General features: G+C 64.6%; 12 protein-coding genes. 5 read left to right on the top strand and 7 right to left on the bottom strand.

Translation table 11 applies throughout. The features are described from left to right. Positions 1 to 192: 192 nt before the first annotated feature. Positions 193 to 1,863 carry a bifunctional phosphoribosylaminoimidazolecarboxamide formyltransferase/IMP cyclohydrolase gene (purH, locus tag ABHM97_RS04480; RefSeq protein ID WP_257368769.1) on the top strand — a complete coding sequence of 557 codons (1,671 nt, stop codon included), beginning with the start codon at positions 193 to 195 and terminating at the stop codon, positions 1,861 to 1,863. A 136-nt stretch (positions 1,864 to 1,999) separates the two neighbouring features. On the opposite strand, the gene ABHM97_RS04475 is transcribed toward purH, so the two are convergent. Next, positions 2,000 to 3,103, bottom strand: coding sequence for a trypsin-like serine peptidase (locus tag ABHM97_RS04475; protein ID WP_502921251.1), 1,104 nt, complete (start codon positions 3,101 to 3,103; stop codon positions 2,000 to 2,002). Positions 3,104 to 3,318: 215 nt separating this feature from the next. On the opposite strand from ABHM97_RS04475, the gene ABHM97_RS04470 reads away from it, so the two are divergent. Further along, positions 3,319 to 5,538, top strand: coding sequence for an NADP-dependent isocitrate dehydrogenase (locus tag ABHM97_RS04470; RefSeq protein ID WP_257368767.1), 2,220 nt, complete (start codon positions 3,319 to 3,321; stop codon positions 5,536 to 5,538). Positions 5,539 to 5,616: 78 nt separating this feature from the next. On the opposite strand, the gene ABHM97_RS04465 is transcribed toward ABHM97_RS04470, so the two are convergent. The 5 genes from ABHM97_RS04465 to ABHM97_RS04445 all read right to left on the bottom strand — a co-directional run bounded on the left by ABHM97_RS04465 (position 5,617) and on the right by ABHM97_RS04445 (position 10,598). Continuing rightward, positions 5,617 to 6,726 carry an FAD-dependent oxidoreductase gene (locus ABHM97_RS04465; RefSeq protein WP_349469748.1) on the bottom strand — a complete coding sequence of 370 codons (1,110 nt, stop codon included), beginning with the start codon at positions 6,724 to 6,726 and terminating at the stop codon, positions 5,617 to 5,619. A 74-nt stretch (positions 6,727 to 6,800) separates the two neighbouring features. After that, a complete protein-coding gene (gene phnE, locus ABHM97_RS04460) occupies positions 6,801 to 7,652 on the bottom strand; it encodes a phosphonate ABC transporter, permease protein PhnE (RefSeq protein ID WP_349469747.1) in 852 nt (283 codons plus the stop codon). Next, positions 7,649 to 8,419 carry a phosphonate ABC transporter ATP-binding protein gene (locus ABHM97_RS04455; protein WP_349469746.1) on the bottom strand — a complete coding sequence of 257 codons (771 nt, stop codon included), beginning with the start codon at positions 8,417 to 8,419 and terminating at the stop codon, positions 7,649 to 7,651. Before ABHM97_RS04455 ends, phnE begins: the two co-directional genes overlap by 4 nt. Continuing rightward, positions 8,419 to 9,333: a phosphate/phosphite/phosphonate ABC transporter substrate-binding protein gene (locus tag ABHM97_RS04450; protein ID WP_349469745.1), complete on the bottom strand. Its 915-nt coding sequence runs from the start codon at positions 9,331 to 9,333 to the stop codon at positions 8,419 to 8,421. The genes ABHM97_RS04455 and ABHM97_RS04450 overlap by 1 nt, the downstream gene beginning before the upstream one ends. Positions 9,334 to 9,389: 56 nt before the next feature. Further along, on the bottom strand, positions 9,390 to 10,598 hold the full coding sequence (locus ABHM97_RS04445) for a TIGR03364 family FAD-dependent oxidoreductase (RefSeq protein ID WP_349469744.1): 1,209 nt from the start codon (positions 10,596 to 10,598) through the stop codon (positions 9,390 to 9,392). Between the two features lie 163 nt (positions 10,599 to 10,761). Between ABHM97_RS04445 and ABHM97_RS04440 the strand changes: the two genes are divergently transcribed. The 3 genes from ABHM97_RS04440 to ABHM97_RS04430 are packed head-to-tail and all read left to right on the top strand — an operon-like array spanning position 10,762 to position 12,671. Beyond that, positions 10,762 to 11,529: a GntR family transcriptional regulator gene (locus tag ABHM97_RS04440; RefSeq protein ID WP_349469743.1), complete on the top strand. Its 768-nt coding sequence runs from the start codon at positions 10,762 to 10,764 to the stop codon at positions 11,527 to 11,529. Then, positions 11,526 to 12,197, top strand: a complete 672-nt coding sequence (locus ABHM97_RS04435; RefSeq protein WP_349469741.1) for a phosphonatase-like hydrolase — start codon at positions 11,526 to 11,528, stop codon at positions 12,195 to 12,197. Before ABHM97_RS04440 ends, ABHM97_RS04435 begins: the two co-directional genes overlap by 4 nt. A gap of 36 nt (positions 12,198 to 12,233) precedes the next feature. Continuing rightward, positions 12,234 to 12,671 (top strand): DoxX family protein, encoded by a 438-nt coding sequence (locus ABHM97_RS04430; RefSeq protein WP_235519177.1) that lies wholly within the window; start codon positions 12,234 to 12,236, stop codon positions 12,669 to 12,671. A 33-nt stretch (positions 12,672 to 12,704) separates the two neighbouring features. Here ABHM97_RS04430 and ABHM97_RS04425 read toward each other — a convergent pair whose 3' ends face one another. Next, positions 12,705 to 13,775 carry a Gfo/Idh/MocA family protein gene (locus ABHM97_RS04425; protein WP_349469740.1) on the bottom strand — a complete coding sequence of 357 codons (1,071 nt, stop codon included), beginning with the start codon at positions 13,773 to 13,775 and terminating at the stop codon, positions 12,705 to 12,707. Positions 13,776 to 14,065: the final 290 nt, after the last annotated feature.

The following is a 14,065-nucleotide window of genomic DNA, read 5'->3' as shown; positions in this document are numbered from 1 at the left end:
GGGGGCGCACTTGTGGGGCCTGGTGTGCGTGTGAGGTCCGGAAGTTGGGGCGCGGAGCGGGCCTCGCAACGTGGGGGCAACGGGGAGCAACGCAGCACCGGGAGGACGCACAAGCGGGGCGCCAACGAAACACGATAAACTGCCCGTATCCCACCACCCGCGATATCTACGCGAACTAAGACGGAGACTTTTGTGAGCTTGACGCAGCTTGACCGTGTTCCCATCCGCCGTGCACTGATCTCGGTTTACGACAAGACGGGACTGGAGGAGCTCGCGAAGGGCCTGCACGCAGCAGGCGTCGCCATTGTTTCCACCGGATCCACCGCCAAGAAGATCGCCGCCGCAGGCATCCCGGTCAAGGAAGTCGAAGAAGTCACCGGCTCCCCGGAAATGCTGGACGGCCGCGTCAAGACCTTGCACCCGCGCGTGCACGGCGGCATCCTGGCTGACCGCCGCGTCCCGGCCCACATGGACACCCTGGCCGGGATGGAGATCGAAACCTTCGACCTCGTGGTGGTTAACCTGTACCCGTTCGTCGAGACCGTGAAGTCCGGCGCAGCGCAGGATGACGTTGTTGAGCAGATCGACATCGGAGGCCCCGCCATGGTGCGTTCGGCTGCGAAGAACCACGCCGCCGTCGCCATCGTCACGGACCCGAACTTCTACGGTGCTGTTGTCGACGCCGCAGCCCACGGCGGTTTCGACCTGAACACCCGTCGCCGCCTGGCCGCCAAGGCCTTCGCGCACACGGCAAGCTATGACAACGCTGTTGCTTCCTGGACCGCCAGCCAGTTCCTGGACGAAGACGGCGACGGCATCATCGACTGGCCCGCATACGCCGGCCTGGCACTCGAGCGCTCCGAGGTCCTCCGCTACGGCGAGAACCCGCACCAGCAGGCTGCCCTGTACGTTGACAAGGCTGCTCCGGCCGGCATCGCCCAGGCCGACCAGTTGCACGGTAAGGCCATGAGCTACAACAACTTCGTCGACGCCGATGCCGCCCTCCGCGCTGCGTTCGACTTCGCCGAGCCCGCAGTCGCGATCATCAAGCACGCCAACCCGTGTGGTGTTGCTGTTGGTTCTGCAGACTCTGCTGACCCGATTGCCGACGCACACGCCAAGGCCCACGCCTGCGACCCCGTCTCCGCTTTCGGCGGTGTGATCGCGGCGAACCGTACCGTCACCGCCGGCATGGCCCGCACAGTTGCGGACATCTTCACGGAGGTTGTCATCGCCCCGGACTTCGAGCCCGAGGCCGTGGAGATCCTCTCCAAGAAGAAGAACATCCGCCTGCTCGCCCTGCCCGAGGGCTACGGCCGCTACCCGTCCGAGATGCGCCAGGTTTCCGGCGGCGTCCTGGTCCAGATGTCCGACAAGGTGGACGCCGACGGCGACAACCCCGCCAACTGGACGCTCGCTGCCGGCGAAGCTGCTGACGATGCAACCCTCGCTGACCTCGCGTTCGCGTGGACCGCGTGCCGCGCGGCCAAGTCCAACGCCATCCTCCTTGCCAACCACGGTGCTGCTGTGGGCATCGGCATGGGCCAGGTCAACCGCCTGGACTCCTGCCGCCTCGCCGTCGAACGCGCCAACACACTTGGCGTCCAGGTGGAGTCCGACGTCGAAGGTGCTGGCGGCGCGTCCAACGCCAGCGGTGCCGACGCACCCGAGCGCGCACGCGGCGCCGTTGCAGCGTCCGATGCGTTCTTCCCGTTCGCCGATGGCCTGGAGATCCTGATCGAGGCAGGTGTCCGCGCAGTGGTCCAGCCTGGCGGTTCCGTCCGTGATGAGGAAGTCATCGCCGCAGCCAACGCCGCGGGCATCACGATGTACTTCACCGGCGCACGCCACTTCTTCCACTAGGAACCCAGGTGCGTTCCACTAGGAACCCAGGCGTGTCGAAACCACGCGCCCTATAAGCACCACAACGCAACGGCGGCCGCCCCCGGTAGGGGACGGCCGCCGTCGTACTTAACAGGGACGTGCTACTAAGAAACCGTTACGAAGCCGCCGCGGTGTTGTAGGTGGACTGGATCACGGTGCCCCAGTAGGGGCCGTACATGGTGGTGGAGTTACTGCCGTAGCCGTAGCTGTTGATGGAGTTCTGGTAGCCGGTGGAGCTGTTGCCGATGAACCACGGACCGCCTGATGAACCACCGGTCATGTTGCAGGGGATGCCCTGGGTGTTGAACTGCGGGTTGTTGGGATCGTTGGTAGCAGTGCCGGAGCAGCTCTTGAGTGATTCGCCGTTGAACGGGGAAGCTGCCGGGTAGCCGTAGGACTTGTAGCTCAGGCCGCGTGCGGCGTTGAACTGGACTCCGGAGGAGCCCACGACGTCTGCGAGCTTCTGGCCGTTGAGGGTGTTCATGACGGCAAAAGCGGTGTCGTACTGCATGTTGCCGTTGGAGGCCCACTGGGTGGGGGAGTACAGCGCCTTTGCCGTCCACTTCCCGTAGGGTGCTGCGCCGTTGAGGTAGGCCGGCACGAAGACGAAGTTGGTGGCGTAGGCGCCGGGTCCTTCGTTGACGCAGTGGCCGGCGGTGGACACCGTGCTCTTATTGGCGGCGGTCACGGAGTTGCCGGAGCAGACGTAGTTGGAGCCACCGAGGGTGAAGAAGATCTTGCCGATGTGCTTGACGGGAGTTTCGCTCTGGTTGACCTTGCGGTCGATCGTGGTGGAGTCGGTGGCTTGCTGCCCGGGAATGCTGCTGACAGCGCCCGGGGCTTCGGTGACCGGGGCTTTGCCGAGGTTGAGGAGCTTGCCGCGTTCCAGTGCCTTGGCGCCGAGGATGACGCCGGACTTGGCGTTCTTCATGCGCTCAGGCGTCCAGTAATCTGCAGCGCTGGTGTCGGACGCTGCATGGCTGCTGACCGCAGCGCCGCTGGAGTCTGTGGTGTTCACCGGTGCCGCGTTGGCGCTGGTGGTTCCCACCAGCGCCAGGATCGCGGCCGCAGACAGACTCAGCAGGCTTGTGGCCAGGGTCTTGGTTTTCGTCACGTTGTTCCTACCTATCGAGGGAGTGAGGCGGCCAGTGATGGCGACCGCCGACTGACGGAATCGAAGGTATCGCGCGTATGACAAGTTTGTAAAGAGATGTTTCACATTTTGTGATATTTCGTTGTCACTTCCCGTCACGCTGCTGGAGCCAGCGCCCGACGGCGGCAAGCGGCGGCGGCGGTCAGGGCGCCGTCGGCCGTAAATCGCTTTCCCGGGCGGTAATGCGCAGAGTGATCCCGGACACGAAGAGCCGCCAAAACGGCCTCCTCGGGTAAGTTAGAGATGTTGAAATCTGCAGACTTTCAGGGAGAACCCCGCCAATGGCCAAGATTATCTATACCCACACAGACGAAGCGCCGATGCTGGCAACCTACTCATTCCTGCCGATTGTGGAAGCGTATGCCTCGACCGCAGGTGTAGAGGTGGAGACCCGCGATATTTCGCTGGCCGGCCGCATCATCGCCGTTTTCGGCGATTTCCTGACCGAAGAGCAGCGCACCGGCAATGCCCTTGCTGAACTTGGTGAACTGGCAAAGCAGCCGGAAGCCAACATCATCAAGCTGCCGAACATCAGCGCCTCCGTGCCGCAGCTCAAGGCTGCCATCGCCGAGCTCCAGGCCCAGGGCTACGCCCTCCCGGACTACCCGGACAACCCTTCGTCCGACACCGAGACGGACATCCGCTCGCGCTACGACAAGATCAAGGGCTCCGCCGTCAACCCGGTGCTGCGCGAAGGCAACTCCGACCGCCGCGCACCCCTGTCGGTGAAGAACTACGCCCGCCAGAACCCGCACTCCATGGGTGCCTGGAGCGCAGATTCCAAGACCAACGTTGCCACCATGGGCGAGAATGACTTCCGCTCCAACGAGAAGTCCGTTGTCCTGGACAAGGATGACTCCCTCACTATCCAGCTGGTCCGCGAAGACGGCTCCGTCAAGGTCCTGAAGAAGGGTTTCCCGGTCCTGGCCGGCGAAATCGTTGACGGCACAGTCCTCCGCGCAGCAGCCTTGGACGAATTCCTCAAAGCACAGGTTGCCCGCGCCAAAGAAGAGGGCATCCTCTTCTCCGCGCACCTGAAGGCCACCATGATGAAGGTCTCGGACCCCATCATCTTCGGCCACGTGGTCAAAGCCTACTTCTCCGAGCTGTTCGAGACCTACGGCAAGCAGCTCGCCGCAGCAGGCATCAGCCCCAACAACGGCCTGGCCGCTATCCTCAACGGTCTGGAAGACCTTCCGGAAGACGTCCGCGAAGGCGTCAAGGCTGCCATCACCAAGGGCCTCGAAGACGGTCCGGCGCTGGCCATGGTGGATTCCGACAAGGGCATCACGAGCCTCCACGTCCCTTCCGACATCATCGTGGATGCTTCCATGCCCGCCATGATCCGCCAGTCCGGCCACATGTGGGGCCCGGACGGCAAGGAAGCCGACACGCTGGCCGTCCTCCCGGACAGCTCCTACGCCGGTGTCTACCAGGTTGTCCTGGACGACTGCCGCGCCAACGGTGCGTTTGATCCCACCACCATGGGCACCGTTCCCAACGTGGGCCTCATGGCGCAGGCTGCCGAAGAATACGGCAGCCACGACAAGACCTTCGAAATCGAGGTTCCGGGCACGGTCCAGCTGGTCAACGGCGCCGGCAAGGTCCTGATCGAGCACGAAGTTGCCCCGGGCGACATCTGGCGCGCCTGCCAGACCAAGGACATCCCGGTCCGCGACTGGGTCAAGCTGGCCGTCACCCGTGCCCGCGCGTCCCAGACTCCGGCCGTGTTCTGGCTGGACAAGACCCGCGCGCACGACGCCAACCTGATCGCCAAGGTGAACGAGTACCTCAAGGAACACGACACCGAAGGCCTGCAGATCGAGATCCTCTCCCCGGTTGAGGCCACGGCCTTCACCCTGGAGCGCATCCGTAAGGGCGAGGACACCATCTCCGTTACGGGCAACGTCCTCCGCGACTACCTCACGGACCTGTTCCCCATCCTCGAGCTCGGTACCAGTGCCAAGATGCTCTCCATCGTTCCGCTGATCAACGGTGGCGGCCTGTTCGAGACCGGTGCCGGTGGCTCCGCTCCGAAGCACGTCCAGCAGTTGGTCAAGGAAAACCACCTTCGTTGGGACAGCCTGGGTGAGTTCCTTGCCCTGGCCGTGAGCTTCGAGCACCTTGCCACCACCACGGACAACGCCCGCGCACAGGTCCTGGCTGACACGCTGGACCGCGCAACGGGTACGTTCCTGCTGGAAAACAAGTCCCCGCGCCGCAGCGTCGGCGAGCTGGACAACCGCGGCAGCCACTACTACCTGGCCACGTACTGGGCCCAGGAACTGGCCAAGCAGACCGAAGACGCAGAGCTGGCCAAGGACTTCGCAGCAATCGCTGAAGCCCTGACCTCCAACGAGGACACCATCGTTGGCGAGCTCGCCGCAGTGCAGGGTCACGGCGTCGACCTGGGCGGTTACTACCGTCCGGACGCTGCCAAGGCCGCTGAGATCATGCGCCCGTCGGCGACGTTCAACAAGGTTCTCTCGACCTTGGGCTAAGCCAAGCGAAAAGACCCCGCAAGCATCAAGCTTGCGGGGTCTTTTTTGCGTTCGTGCCCCGGTTGGCGGGCGGTCGGCTTAGCGGTCGGCGTGGAACCTGGCGGGTGCGGTGCCGCCGTCGACGATGTCCTTCAGCACCCGGCCAATGGCAGGTGTGAACTTGAAGCCGTGGCCCGAGAAACCGGCGCCCACCACCAGCGGCCCGAAACTGTCCAGCACGAAGTCTTCGGTGGGGGTGGTGGTGTAGGTACAGCTGATGGGAACCGCAGTGGAAGGGTCGACGCCGGGAAGCCACTCTTCTGCGTACCGCACCAAGGCCTCGAGCTGCTGGGGGATGGGCTCGAACGTGCGCTCATCGGGGTCCATGACGGGGCCAACGCCATGCCAGCCCGCTTTGACGCCTTCGCCCGGTGTGAGCATGCCGTACACGGGGCTGAACCAGTATTCGTAGAGCTCGTTGTTGGGGTCGGGGTCCGGGTTGTGGTTGAAGCTGGGCCACACCAGGGTGTTGTCCGTAGGGGTGAAATGGGCAGGTTGCTCCTGCGTGACCACCAGGGACGGAAGCTTGGCGAGGCCGTTCAGGACCTTGGGAGTCCACGCCCCGGCCGTGACCACCACCCGATTGGCCCTGTACTCGGTTTCCTCGGTTACAACGACCACAGATTCCGCGCCGTCCACGCGGATGTCCCGGACCGGCGTCGAGTATTTGAAAATGGCCCCCCGGGCCTCGGCACTTTCCCTGAGAGCCACCAGGGCATCGGCTGAGCGGATCCGTCCGGAACCTGGCACGAAGAGGACGTCGGTGGCGAAGTTCATGCCCTGCCAACGATTGGCGGCGTCGTCCGCGGAAATGAAGTAGCTTTCGATGCCGCGTTCCTGGTGGGCTTCGCGGACCTTTTCCAGCTTGGGGATGTTGCCGTGGTTCGCCAGCCCCACCAGGTCCAGCAGGGGTGCGCCGTGCTCTGCGGCGAGTTCGTCCCAGAGGGTCTTGGACTCAGCCAGGAGATCCAGGTAGTCCGCCTCGGCGTAGGCGGTGTTGAAGTTGCGGGTTGCGCCATGCGATGCGCCGATGTGGTGGCCGGCCTCGAACCGTTCCAGGAGGACCACTGAGCGTCCGGACCGGGAGAGCTGCCACGCGGCAGCCGATCCCATGGCTCCTCCACCAACGACTACAACGTCTACCTGCATTCCCGCTCCGTCCATCTCACGCCACAAAACCATGCCCAAGCGTGGGCCTCGTCCCATTCTGCCCCTACTCAGGCTCAGGCGGCGAGGCGCCTCCGGATCCATGCCGAGAACTGGTCCACCACGATGATCAGCACCAGCACAATCAGGATATGGGTGAGCATGGAGTCGAACCGGAAGGACTTGATGGATTGGTTGATGAGCAAGCCGATACCACCGGCGCCCACCAAGCCAAGAACCAGGGAGGACCGCACGTTGACGTCGAACCTGTACAGCAGCAGGCCCACGAACTGCGGCACCACCATGGGCAGCGTGGCGTTGGCTACCTGCTGGACGCGGTTGGCGCCCGCCGTCCTGAGGGCCTCCTGCGGCCCGGCGTCGATCTCTTCCATTGACTCCGCCCACAGCTTCCCCATGACCCCGGTGTTGTGGCAGATCAGCGCAAGCACTCCGGCGAACGGCCCAAGACCGACGGCCGTGACGAAGATCAGGGCGAACACGATGTCCGGCACGGCGCGGAAGAACGACAACACCGCACGCGCAGCCTGGTACACCAGCCGGTGCGGGCTGGTGTTCCTGGCGGCCAGCGCCGCAAGGAGCAGGGCCGAAGGCACGGACAACGTGGTTCCCAAAAGCCCGATCCACAGAGTCACCAAGGTGGCCTCGAGTCCGGGTTTGAGCGTGCGTTCCCAGCTGAGGTCCGGCGGGAAAGCATCTGCCACGAAAGCCGCCATCCCTTTCCAACCATCCACCAACAGTTCCGGCTTGAAATCGGTCCCTTCTATTGCCAAGGCGTGAAGTCCGACGACGGCGGCCGCTACTGCCGCCGTCGTCAACCACCGCAGCGGCTTCTTCGGGCGGACCAGCGCCACGCGGCTTGGGCGGGCTGGTTCACGGCGGGTGGTGGGAAGCAGGGCCTGGGGTGTCATGCTGCGAAATTCCTGTCAGAAACGCCCCGATCGGGGGCGTACAAGGTGTCGAGGTGCTTGGCGGTGACCTCTGTGGAGGGAAGGTCGAACGTCATGGAGCCCTGAAGCAGCCCGATGGACCTGTCGGCGTACCGCAAGGCGAGATCGGGCTGGTGCAGGACGGCGGCCACCGCGAGGCCTTCGGTATGGGCGAGCTCGCGCAGCAAAGCCATGACGTGCTCGGCCGCGTGCGGGTCCAGTGCCGACACTGGCTCGTCGGCGAGCACGACGTCGGCCCGCTGGCAGAGTGCCCGGGCAACCGCAACGCGCTGCTGCTGTCCGCCGGAGAGCCGGCCAACGCGGTCGAAGGCGCGGTCTGCCAGGCCAACGCGATCCAGGCAATCGAGGGCTTCCTGCTGGACCTCGGCCGGGAACAGCAAGGGAGTGAGCGATCGGACCGTCGGGATCCGGGCCAGCGCGCCGGCGCAGACGTTGTCCAAGGCGGTGCGGCGGGGGACCAGGTGGATCTTCTGGAAGATCATGGCCATCCGCCGCCTGGCTCGCTGCAGGTCACCGCTGTGGAGCGAGTCCAGCGGTGTGCCGTCGATGCTGATGCTTCCGGCGTCCGGCGGGGTGATGCCCATGACGCAGCGCAGGGTGGTGGACTTGCCTGAACCGTTGGCCCCCAGGAACGCCACGACTTCGCCCGCGGAGACGGTGAAGTCCACCCCGGTCAGGACGGTACGCCCTGCGAAGGACTTGTGGAGGCCATGGACTGAGAGCACCACTACAGGTCCTTCTCGGTGAGATTCATGGTCTTGGCGAGTTCAAACAAGGGCTGGTAGTTGTCCTTGGTGACTTCAAGCAAGGGGCCAGGAGGAGTGACGTCCAGGAACTCGCCCACCTTGGCCACATCAGCGGGTGCCAAGGACAGGAACGCGTCCTTGACGGCTGCCTTGAACGCCGGGTCAGCGTCACCCCGGACGGTGATGGGGTCATTCGGGATGGGGTGGGAGGTCCAGACCTGGCGGTACTTGTCGGGAGCGAAGGTCCCGGCGGCGACAGCGGTTGCCAGCGTTTGGGAGTTAATCTCCGCGGCGTCAACCTTGCCGTTGGTCAGCGCGAGCAGGGCTTCCGGGTGGCCGCCGGCGTAATCCATCTTGAGGTCGGCGTCGGCTATTCCGGCCTCGCGAAGCCCGAAGCGCGGCAGGACATCGCCCGACGTCGAACCGACGCTGCCCAAGGCGAGCGACTTGCCCTTGAGATCGCCGATGGCTTGGATGGGGCTGTCCTTGGGAACCCAGATCCCGGCCGTGTACGTGCTCAACTCTTTTCCTGCGGTGCCGAAGGAGACCAGCGGTTCCGCTCCGGCCTTGGCATCAGCAAAGACATAACCCAGCGGGCCGAACTGGCCAAGGTCCAGCTTTCCGTTGCGCATGGCCAGAACTTCGGCGGCGTAGTCCTCAACAACCTGCACGCTGACAGGGCATTCGAGTTTCTTGGACAGGGCAGCTGCCAGGACATCGTAGGCGGGCTTCAGCTTGGCCGGGTCCTCGTAGGGCTCGATGCCGAACTTGATCCCACCATTGGGGCAGGTGGCCGATGTCGCAGCGGGGGACGACTGGGCGGAGCCCCCACACGCAGTGAGTGCCAGAGCGGTGGCGAGGGCAAGCGCAGAACCGGTGAAGAGCTGGGTTTTCATGGGAATCCTTATGCGAAGGGGAGAGGAGGTTGTTGGAGAATTCAGAACAGGACGATTCAGGGCAGGCGCGAGACGTTGCGGTGCGCCAGGCCGAAGGACAGGGTCATGCCAACGCCGGAGGTCACGGACACTACGGTGACGCCGGGCAGGATTTCGCGGACAAGGATGGGTGCGACGTCCGAGGATGCGTAGATGCCCTGCCAGCGCTGGATGATCTCCAACGGCTCGCCGATCCTGTCAGCAATTTCCGCGTTGAGCGTGGACGTCACCTCTTCGTCCAGGAACGGATCGGCGGTCTGGTGGTAGTGGTGCGAGTCGCCGAGGATGATGGTCCCGTCAGGTCGTTGGGTAAACATGACGTTGGCGCCGATGTCCAGCAGCCCAGGCCGGGTTTCCGACACCTCTGCCCGGAGTGCGGCAGCGGCAGGCATGTCAGTAAATGCCGGGTACCGGAGCATGGATGTTGCCGTGAGGACTGCAGGCGCGAACCCCGCCCGGTCCGGCTTGGCTGCCAACGACATCTGGAGTGCGCACCGCTGGATCCGGTGTTCAGCGGCAAGGTCCGGGAACAGGTAATCAACGTCGTGGCCCACGCACACAAAAACCTGTCCGGCCCTCAGTTCGCCGCGGGAGGTCCGGACACTCACGCCCTCAGGGGATTGGCTGAAACCCAGCGCGGAAGTGTTCCAAAGAAGTTCGACGCCGGGATGTTGGCTCAGCCATTCGGCCAACCTGGCCACCGTGGTGCGGGGGTCGACGCGCAGGTCATCCCGAAGGAAGGCGCCGCCCACCAAATCCGGCCAGTCGCCGTCGTGCGTTTCCTGGGCGGTTTCAGGCGAAGTGCCCAGCCGTTCACGCGTCCCGGCAGGGGAGAGCAACTCCACCTGGCCCGGCTCCCGGACGGCGGAGAGTTCGCGAAGGACGGCCATCTCCGCCTCGGTACGGGCCAGGACCACGGCGCCGGACTCGACGGCCCAGAATCCGGCCTTCGCGGCGAATTCGAGCCAGTACTTACGGGAGACCTGCGCAAGTTCGTACAACTCGCCGGACTGCGCCGTGATACAGCAGTGGCCAAAATTGCGGACCGATGCTCCGGCAGCGTGGTGGTCGCGCTCAATGATGGTGACGGTCAGGCCATTGGCGACAGCGTGCGCGGCGTGGGCCAGGCCGACGATGCCGGCGCCGACTATGAGGACGTCGCTGGTGCTGGCCTTGCTGCCTGCGCTGCTGTTGACGGCTATTGGTGCGGTGCTTGGGTTGTTCACACCATTGACCTTGGCGGGCCGACAGCGCGTAATCAAGCCAAAACGGCACTTGTATATACAAGTTAATCAGAATTTAATGTCTGTTCATGTGAGTTCACTGCTATTTCACCTTGAGTCCTTCAATTCTGGGGTTTTTGGCACGCAGGACTTGTATTATCAACTTGTGAGCACACAGCAGAACGCGCCCCTCCATGTCAGGCTGAGCGAGGAATTCATGCGCCGGATTACCGATGGTGACTGGCCGCCGGGATTCCAGCTGCCCAGTGAAGCTGAGCTGTGCCGTGAGTTCGGCACATCACGCGGACCGATCCGTCAGGCACTGGCATTCCTTCGTTCCGAGGGGGCCGTAACCGGTGGGAGGGGGCGCCCACCCATGGTGCGCTCATCGGTCCCGTCGCAGTCCTTCTCCACGTTCAACTCGTTCACCGAATGGGCTGTTGGGATTGGCAAGAAGCCCGGCCAGCGCACCTTGGAAGTTGCGCGTCGGGAAGCCAGCCCCGAAGCCGCCGACGCACTCGGGTTGATGCCCGGAACCACTGTGGTGGAGGTCCTCCGTGTCCGCTACCTGGACGAGTCCCCAGCGATGATTGAACGCACCACATTTATCCTGGACGTCGGACGGAAGCTGTTCGACTTCGACACCGACTCCGGGTCCATCTTCGCCTTCCTCAAAGAACAGGGCGTGGACCTGCACAGCGCCCGGCACACCATCGACGCCGTAGCCGCAAGCGATGAGGACGCCGAACTGCTGGAGCAGCCTGAAGGCATCCCACTCCTGCGCGAACGCCGCGTCACCCGATCCGGCGACGGCCAGCCCCTGGAGTACTCCGAGGACCGCTACCTCCCTGCCCTCACCAACTTCACTATCGACAACACCGTGGAACGCCGGGCCGCGCTGGTCCGCATCCACACCGAAGGAGCCACCCCATGATCAAGCTTGTTGCCTGCGATATGGCCGGAACCACCATTGACGAGCACGGGGACGTGTACGTTGCACTGGCCCGTTGCGTGGAGGAAACGGGCGTTCGCACCACCCCGGAGTCCGTCCAGGAATGGATGGGTGCCGACAAAGTCGAAGCCATCACCGCCCTGATCGAAGTCGGTGGAGGAACCGCGACACCCCCAGCTGTGGAGGCCGCCTTCACCCGTTTCAAGGAATTGCTCGTGGAGTTCTACGACGCCAACCCGCCGGTCGCCCTGGACGGTGTGGAGGACGCTTTCCGGGAGTTGCGCCGCCGCGGCGTCAAAGTGGCGTTGACTACCGGCTTCTCCCGCGATGTCGCCGGTCCCCTTCTTGAGCGGCTGGGCTGGAGCGTCGAGGACGATAACCTGCTGGACGCCGTCGTATGTTCCGATGAGGTAGCCGCGGGGCGTCCGGCCCCGCACATGATCCACCGTGCCATGGAGCTGACCGGGGTGCAGGACGTCCGGGCAGTGATCGCTGCCGGCGACACCGTGAACGACCTCGCCGCCGCCAACAACGCAGGCGTCACCGCCGTTGGCGTCCTGACCGGTAAGCTCGGCCGCGAAGACCTCGCCGTTCACCCGCACCATCACATCCTGGACGGCGTGAAGGACATCCCCTCGCTGTTGTCCTAGTTGGCGCCTGACCCGCGGACGTGGAAGATTGGGACGGTGAAATTCCTTCACCCCTCTCCCCAGTCCTCCTCCCGCGGTGTCGCCATCCTGCGCGTGGTGTTCGGTGCGCTAATGGTGGTCCACGGCCTCCAGAAGCTCATGGCCGGACACGCAGCTTTCGCCGCGTCCGTGGCCGCCATGGGTGTCCAGAAGCCCGAACTCATTGCCTGGTTGGTCATCGCGGGCGAGCTTGGCCTTGGCGCGCTGTTGGTCCTGGGTGCGCTGACCCGCGTGGCCGGGTTCCTCGCGGCGATCCTGTTCGCCTCGATCTGGTTCGTGACGGAGGCGGGCAAGCCGCTGCTCACCGACGCGGCCGGGGTGACGGCCGAGCTCCTGATTATCTATTTCGCCATTGCCGTGGCGTTCGTCTTCCTGGGCCCCGGAGCACTGTCGTTGGACCGCAAATTGGCGCGCCAGCCGGCTCGGGGTCGCTAGCTCACCTGGGTTAAATCACGACGGCGGCGGCACTCACCGTGCGTCGTTCGGGTACCGGATACCCAGCTGTGAGCGCACACCGTCAAACAAGCGCATCACGTTGACCGAGTCCTCCAACGGCATCACGGGACTTTCGGTGAGGCCTTGCTGGACGCATCGCGTCACTTCGCGGAGTTCGTACGTGTAGCCGATGCCCACCACGTCGAAGTGCTCGTGCCGGGGCTCGTCCCAGCCAACCCTGATGAGCAGTTCGCGGGGGTTGTTTACCGACCCGACTGTTTGCAGGAAGCCCAATCCTCCGGCGACCGTGGCAGTCCGCGGCCCGTGCGCCATCAAGGACGACGTCAGCTGGGCCTGCGCACCGTCGGCGTACCCGAGCGTCAGTGCGTTCTGGGTGTCCACGCCGTCCTCATTCAGCGATCCGATGGCAGTGACAGACTGAGGGAAGCCAAGGGTTCCCAGCGCCCAGAGCAGGGGATAGACGGTAATGTCCAGGAGCGCCCCGCCGCCATCGTTCAGGGCCCAGATCCGGGCGGTGGGATCGTAGGGTGCCGGGAAACCCAGATCTGCGCTGACCCACTGGATGCTCCCAAGCTCACCTGAACCGGCGATCTCGAACGCGCGCTGCATGCTGGGCAGGAACCGGCTCCACACGGCCTCCATGAAGAACACCTTGTTTTCCTTGGCCAGCTTCACCAGTTCCGACGCTTCGCGGGCGTTGATGGTCAGGGCCTTCTCGCAGAGGACGTGCTTGCCGGACCGCAGTGCGGCGGAGGCGATCTGGAAGTGCTGGGCATGCGGAGTGCCGATGTACACCACGTCCACCGCGGGGTCGGCGAACATCCGCTGGTAGCCGGGAACACCGCCGTCGTCCCCGTAACCCTTGGCGAAGCCGAGTGCACTGGCGAAAGCATCCGCTGCCTCTTGGGTCCGTGAACTAACGGCATAGAGTTCCGCGTCTTCCAGCAGCGCCAGGTCCTGGGAGACGCTGTTGGCGATGTTGCCCGTGGACACCACACCCCACCGCAACGGCCGTCCGGTCGCTGCCCGGGGATCCTGGTTGGTTTGCTCGAACAGCCACGGCCTGGCGATGGGGAGGGTCATGAGTGCCATCCTCTCATTTCGCACAAGTCATTCGGCGCAAGTCATTCGGCGCAAGGGTTGGCGGTCAAGCCCCTGCGGTGCGCACCCTTTCGCGCCGCTCGCTCCCGGAACCTCTGGTGCGCGGTGCGGGAACGGGTGCGCATACCGGGAGCGTGGGGTGCGCCGGGCGGCAACGGGTGCGCTGTGCACGATGCGGCCAGGGCTCGGCCTGGGAGAGTGTAGGATTTCGGGTGTGCTGCGGTGCGCACCCTTTCGCGCCGCTCGCTCCCGGAACCTCTGGTGCGCGGTGC

The organism is Paenarthrobacter sp. CAP02 (assembly GCF_040137855.1).
Classification (GTDB): Bacteria; Actinomycetota; Actinomycetes; order Actinomycetales; family Micrococcaceae; genus Arthrobacter.
Note: the sequence above shows the minus strand (reverse complement) of the source record. Positions and strands in the feature narration are given on the sequence as shown.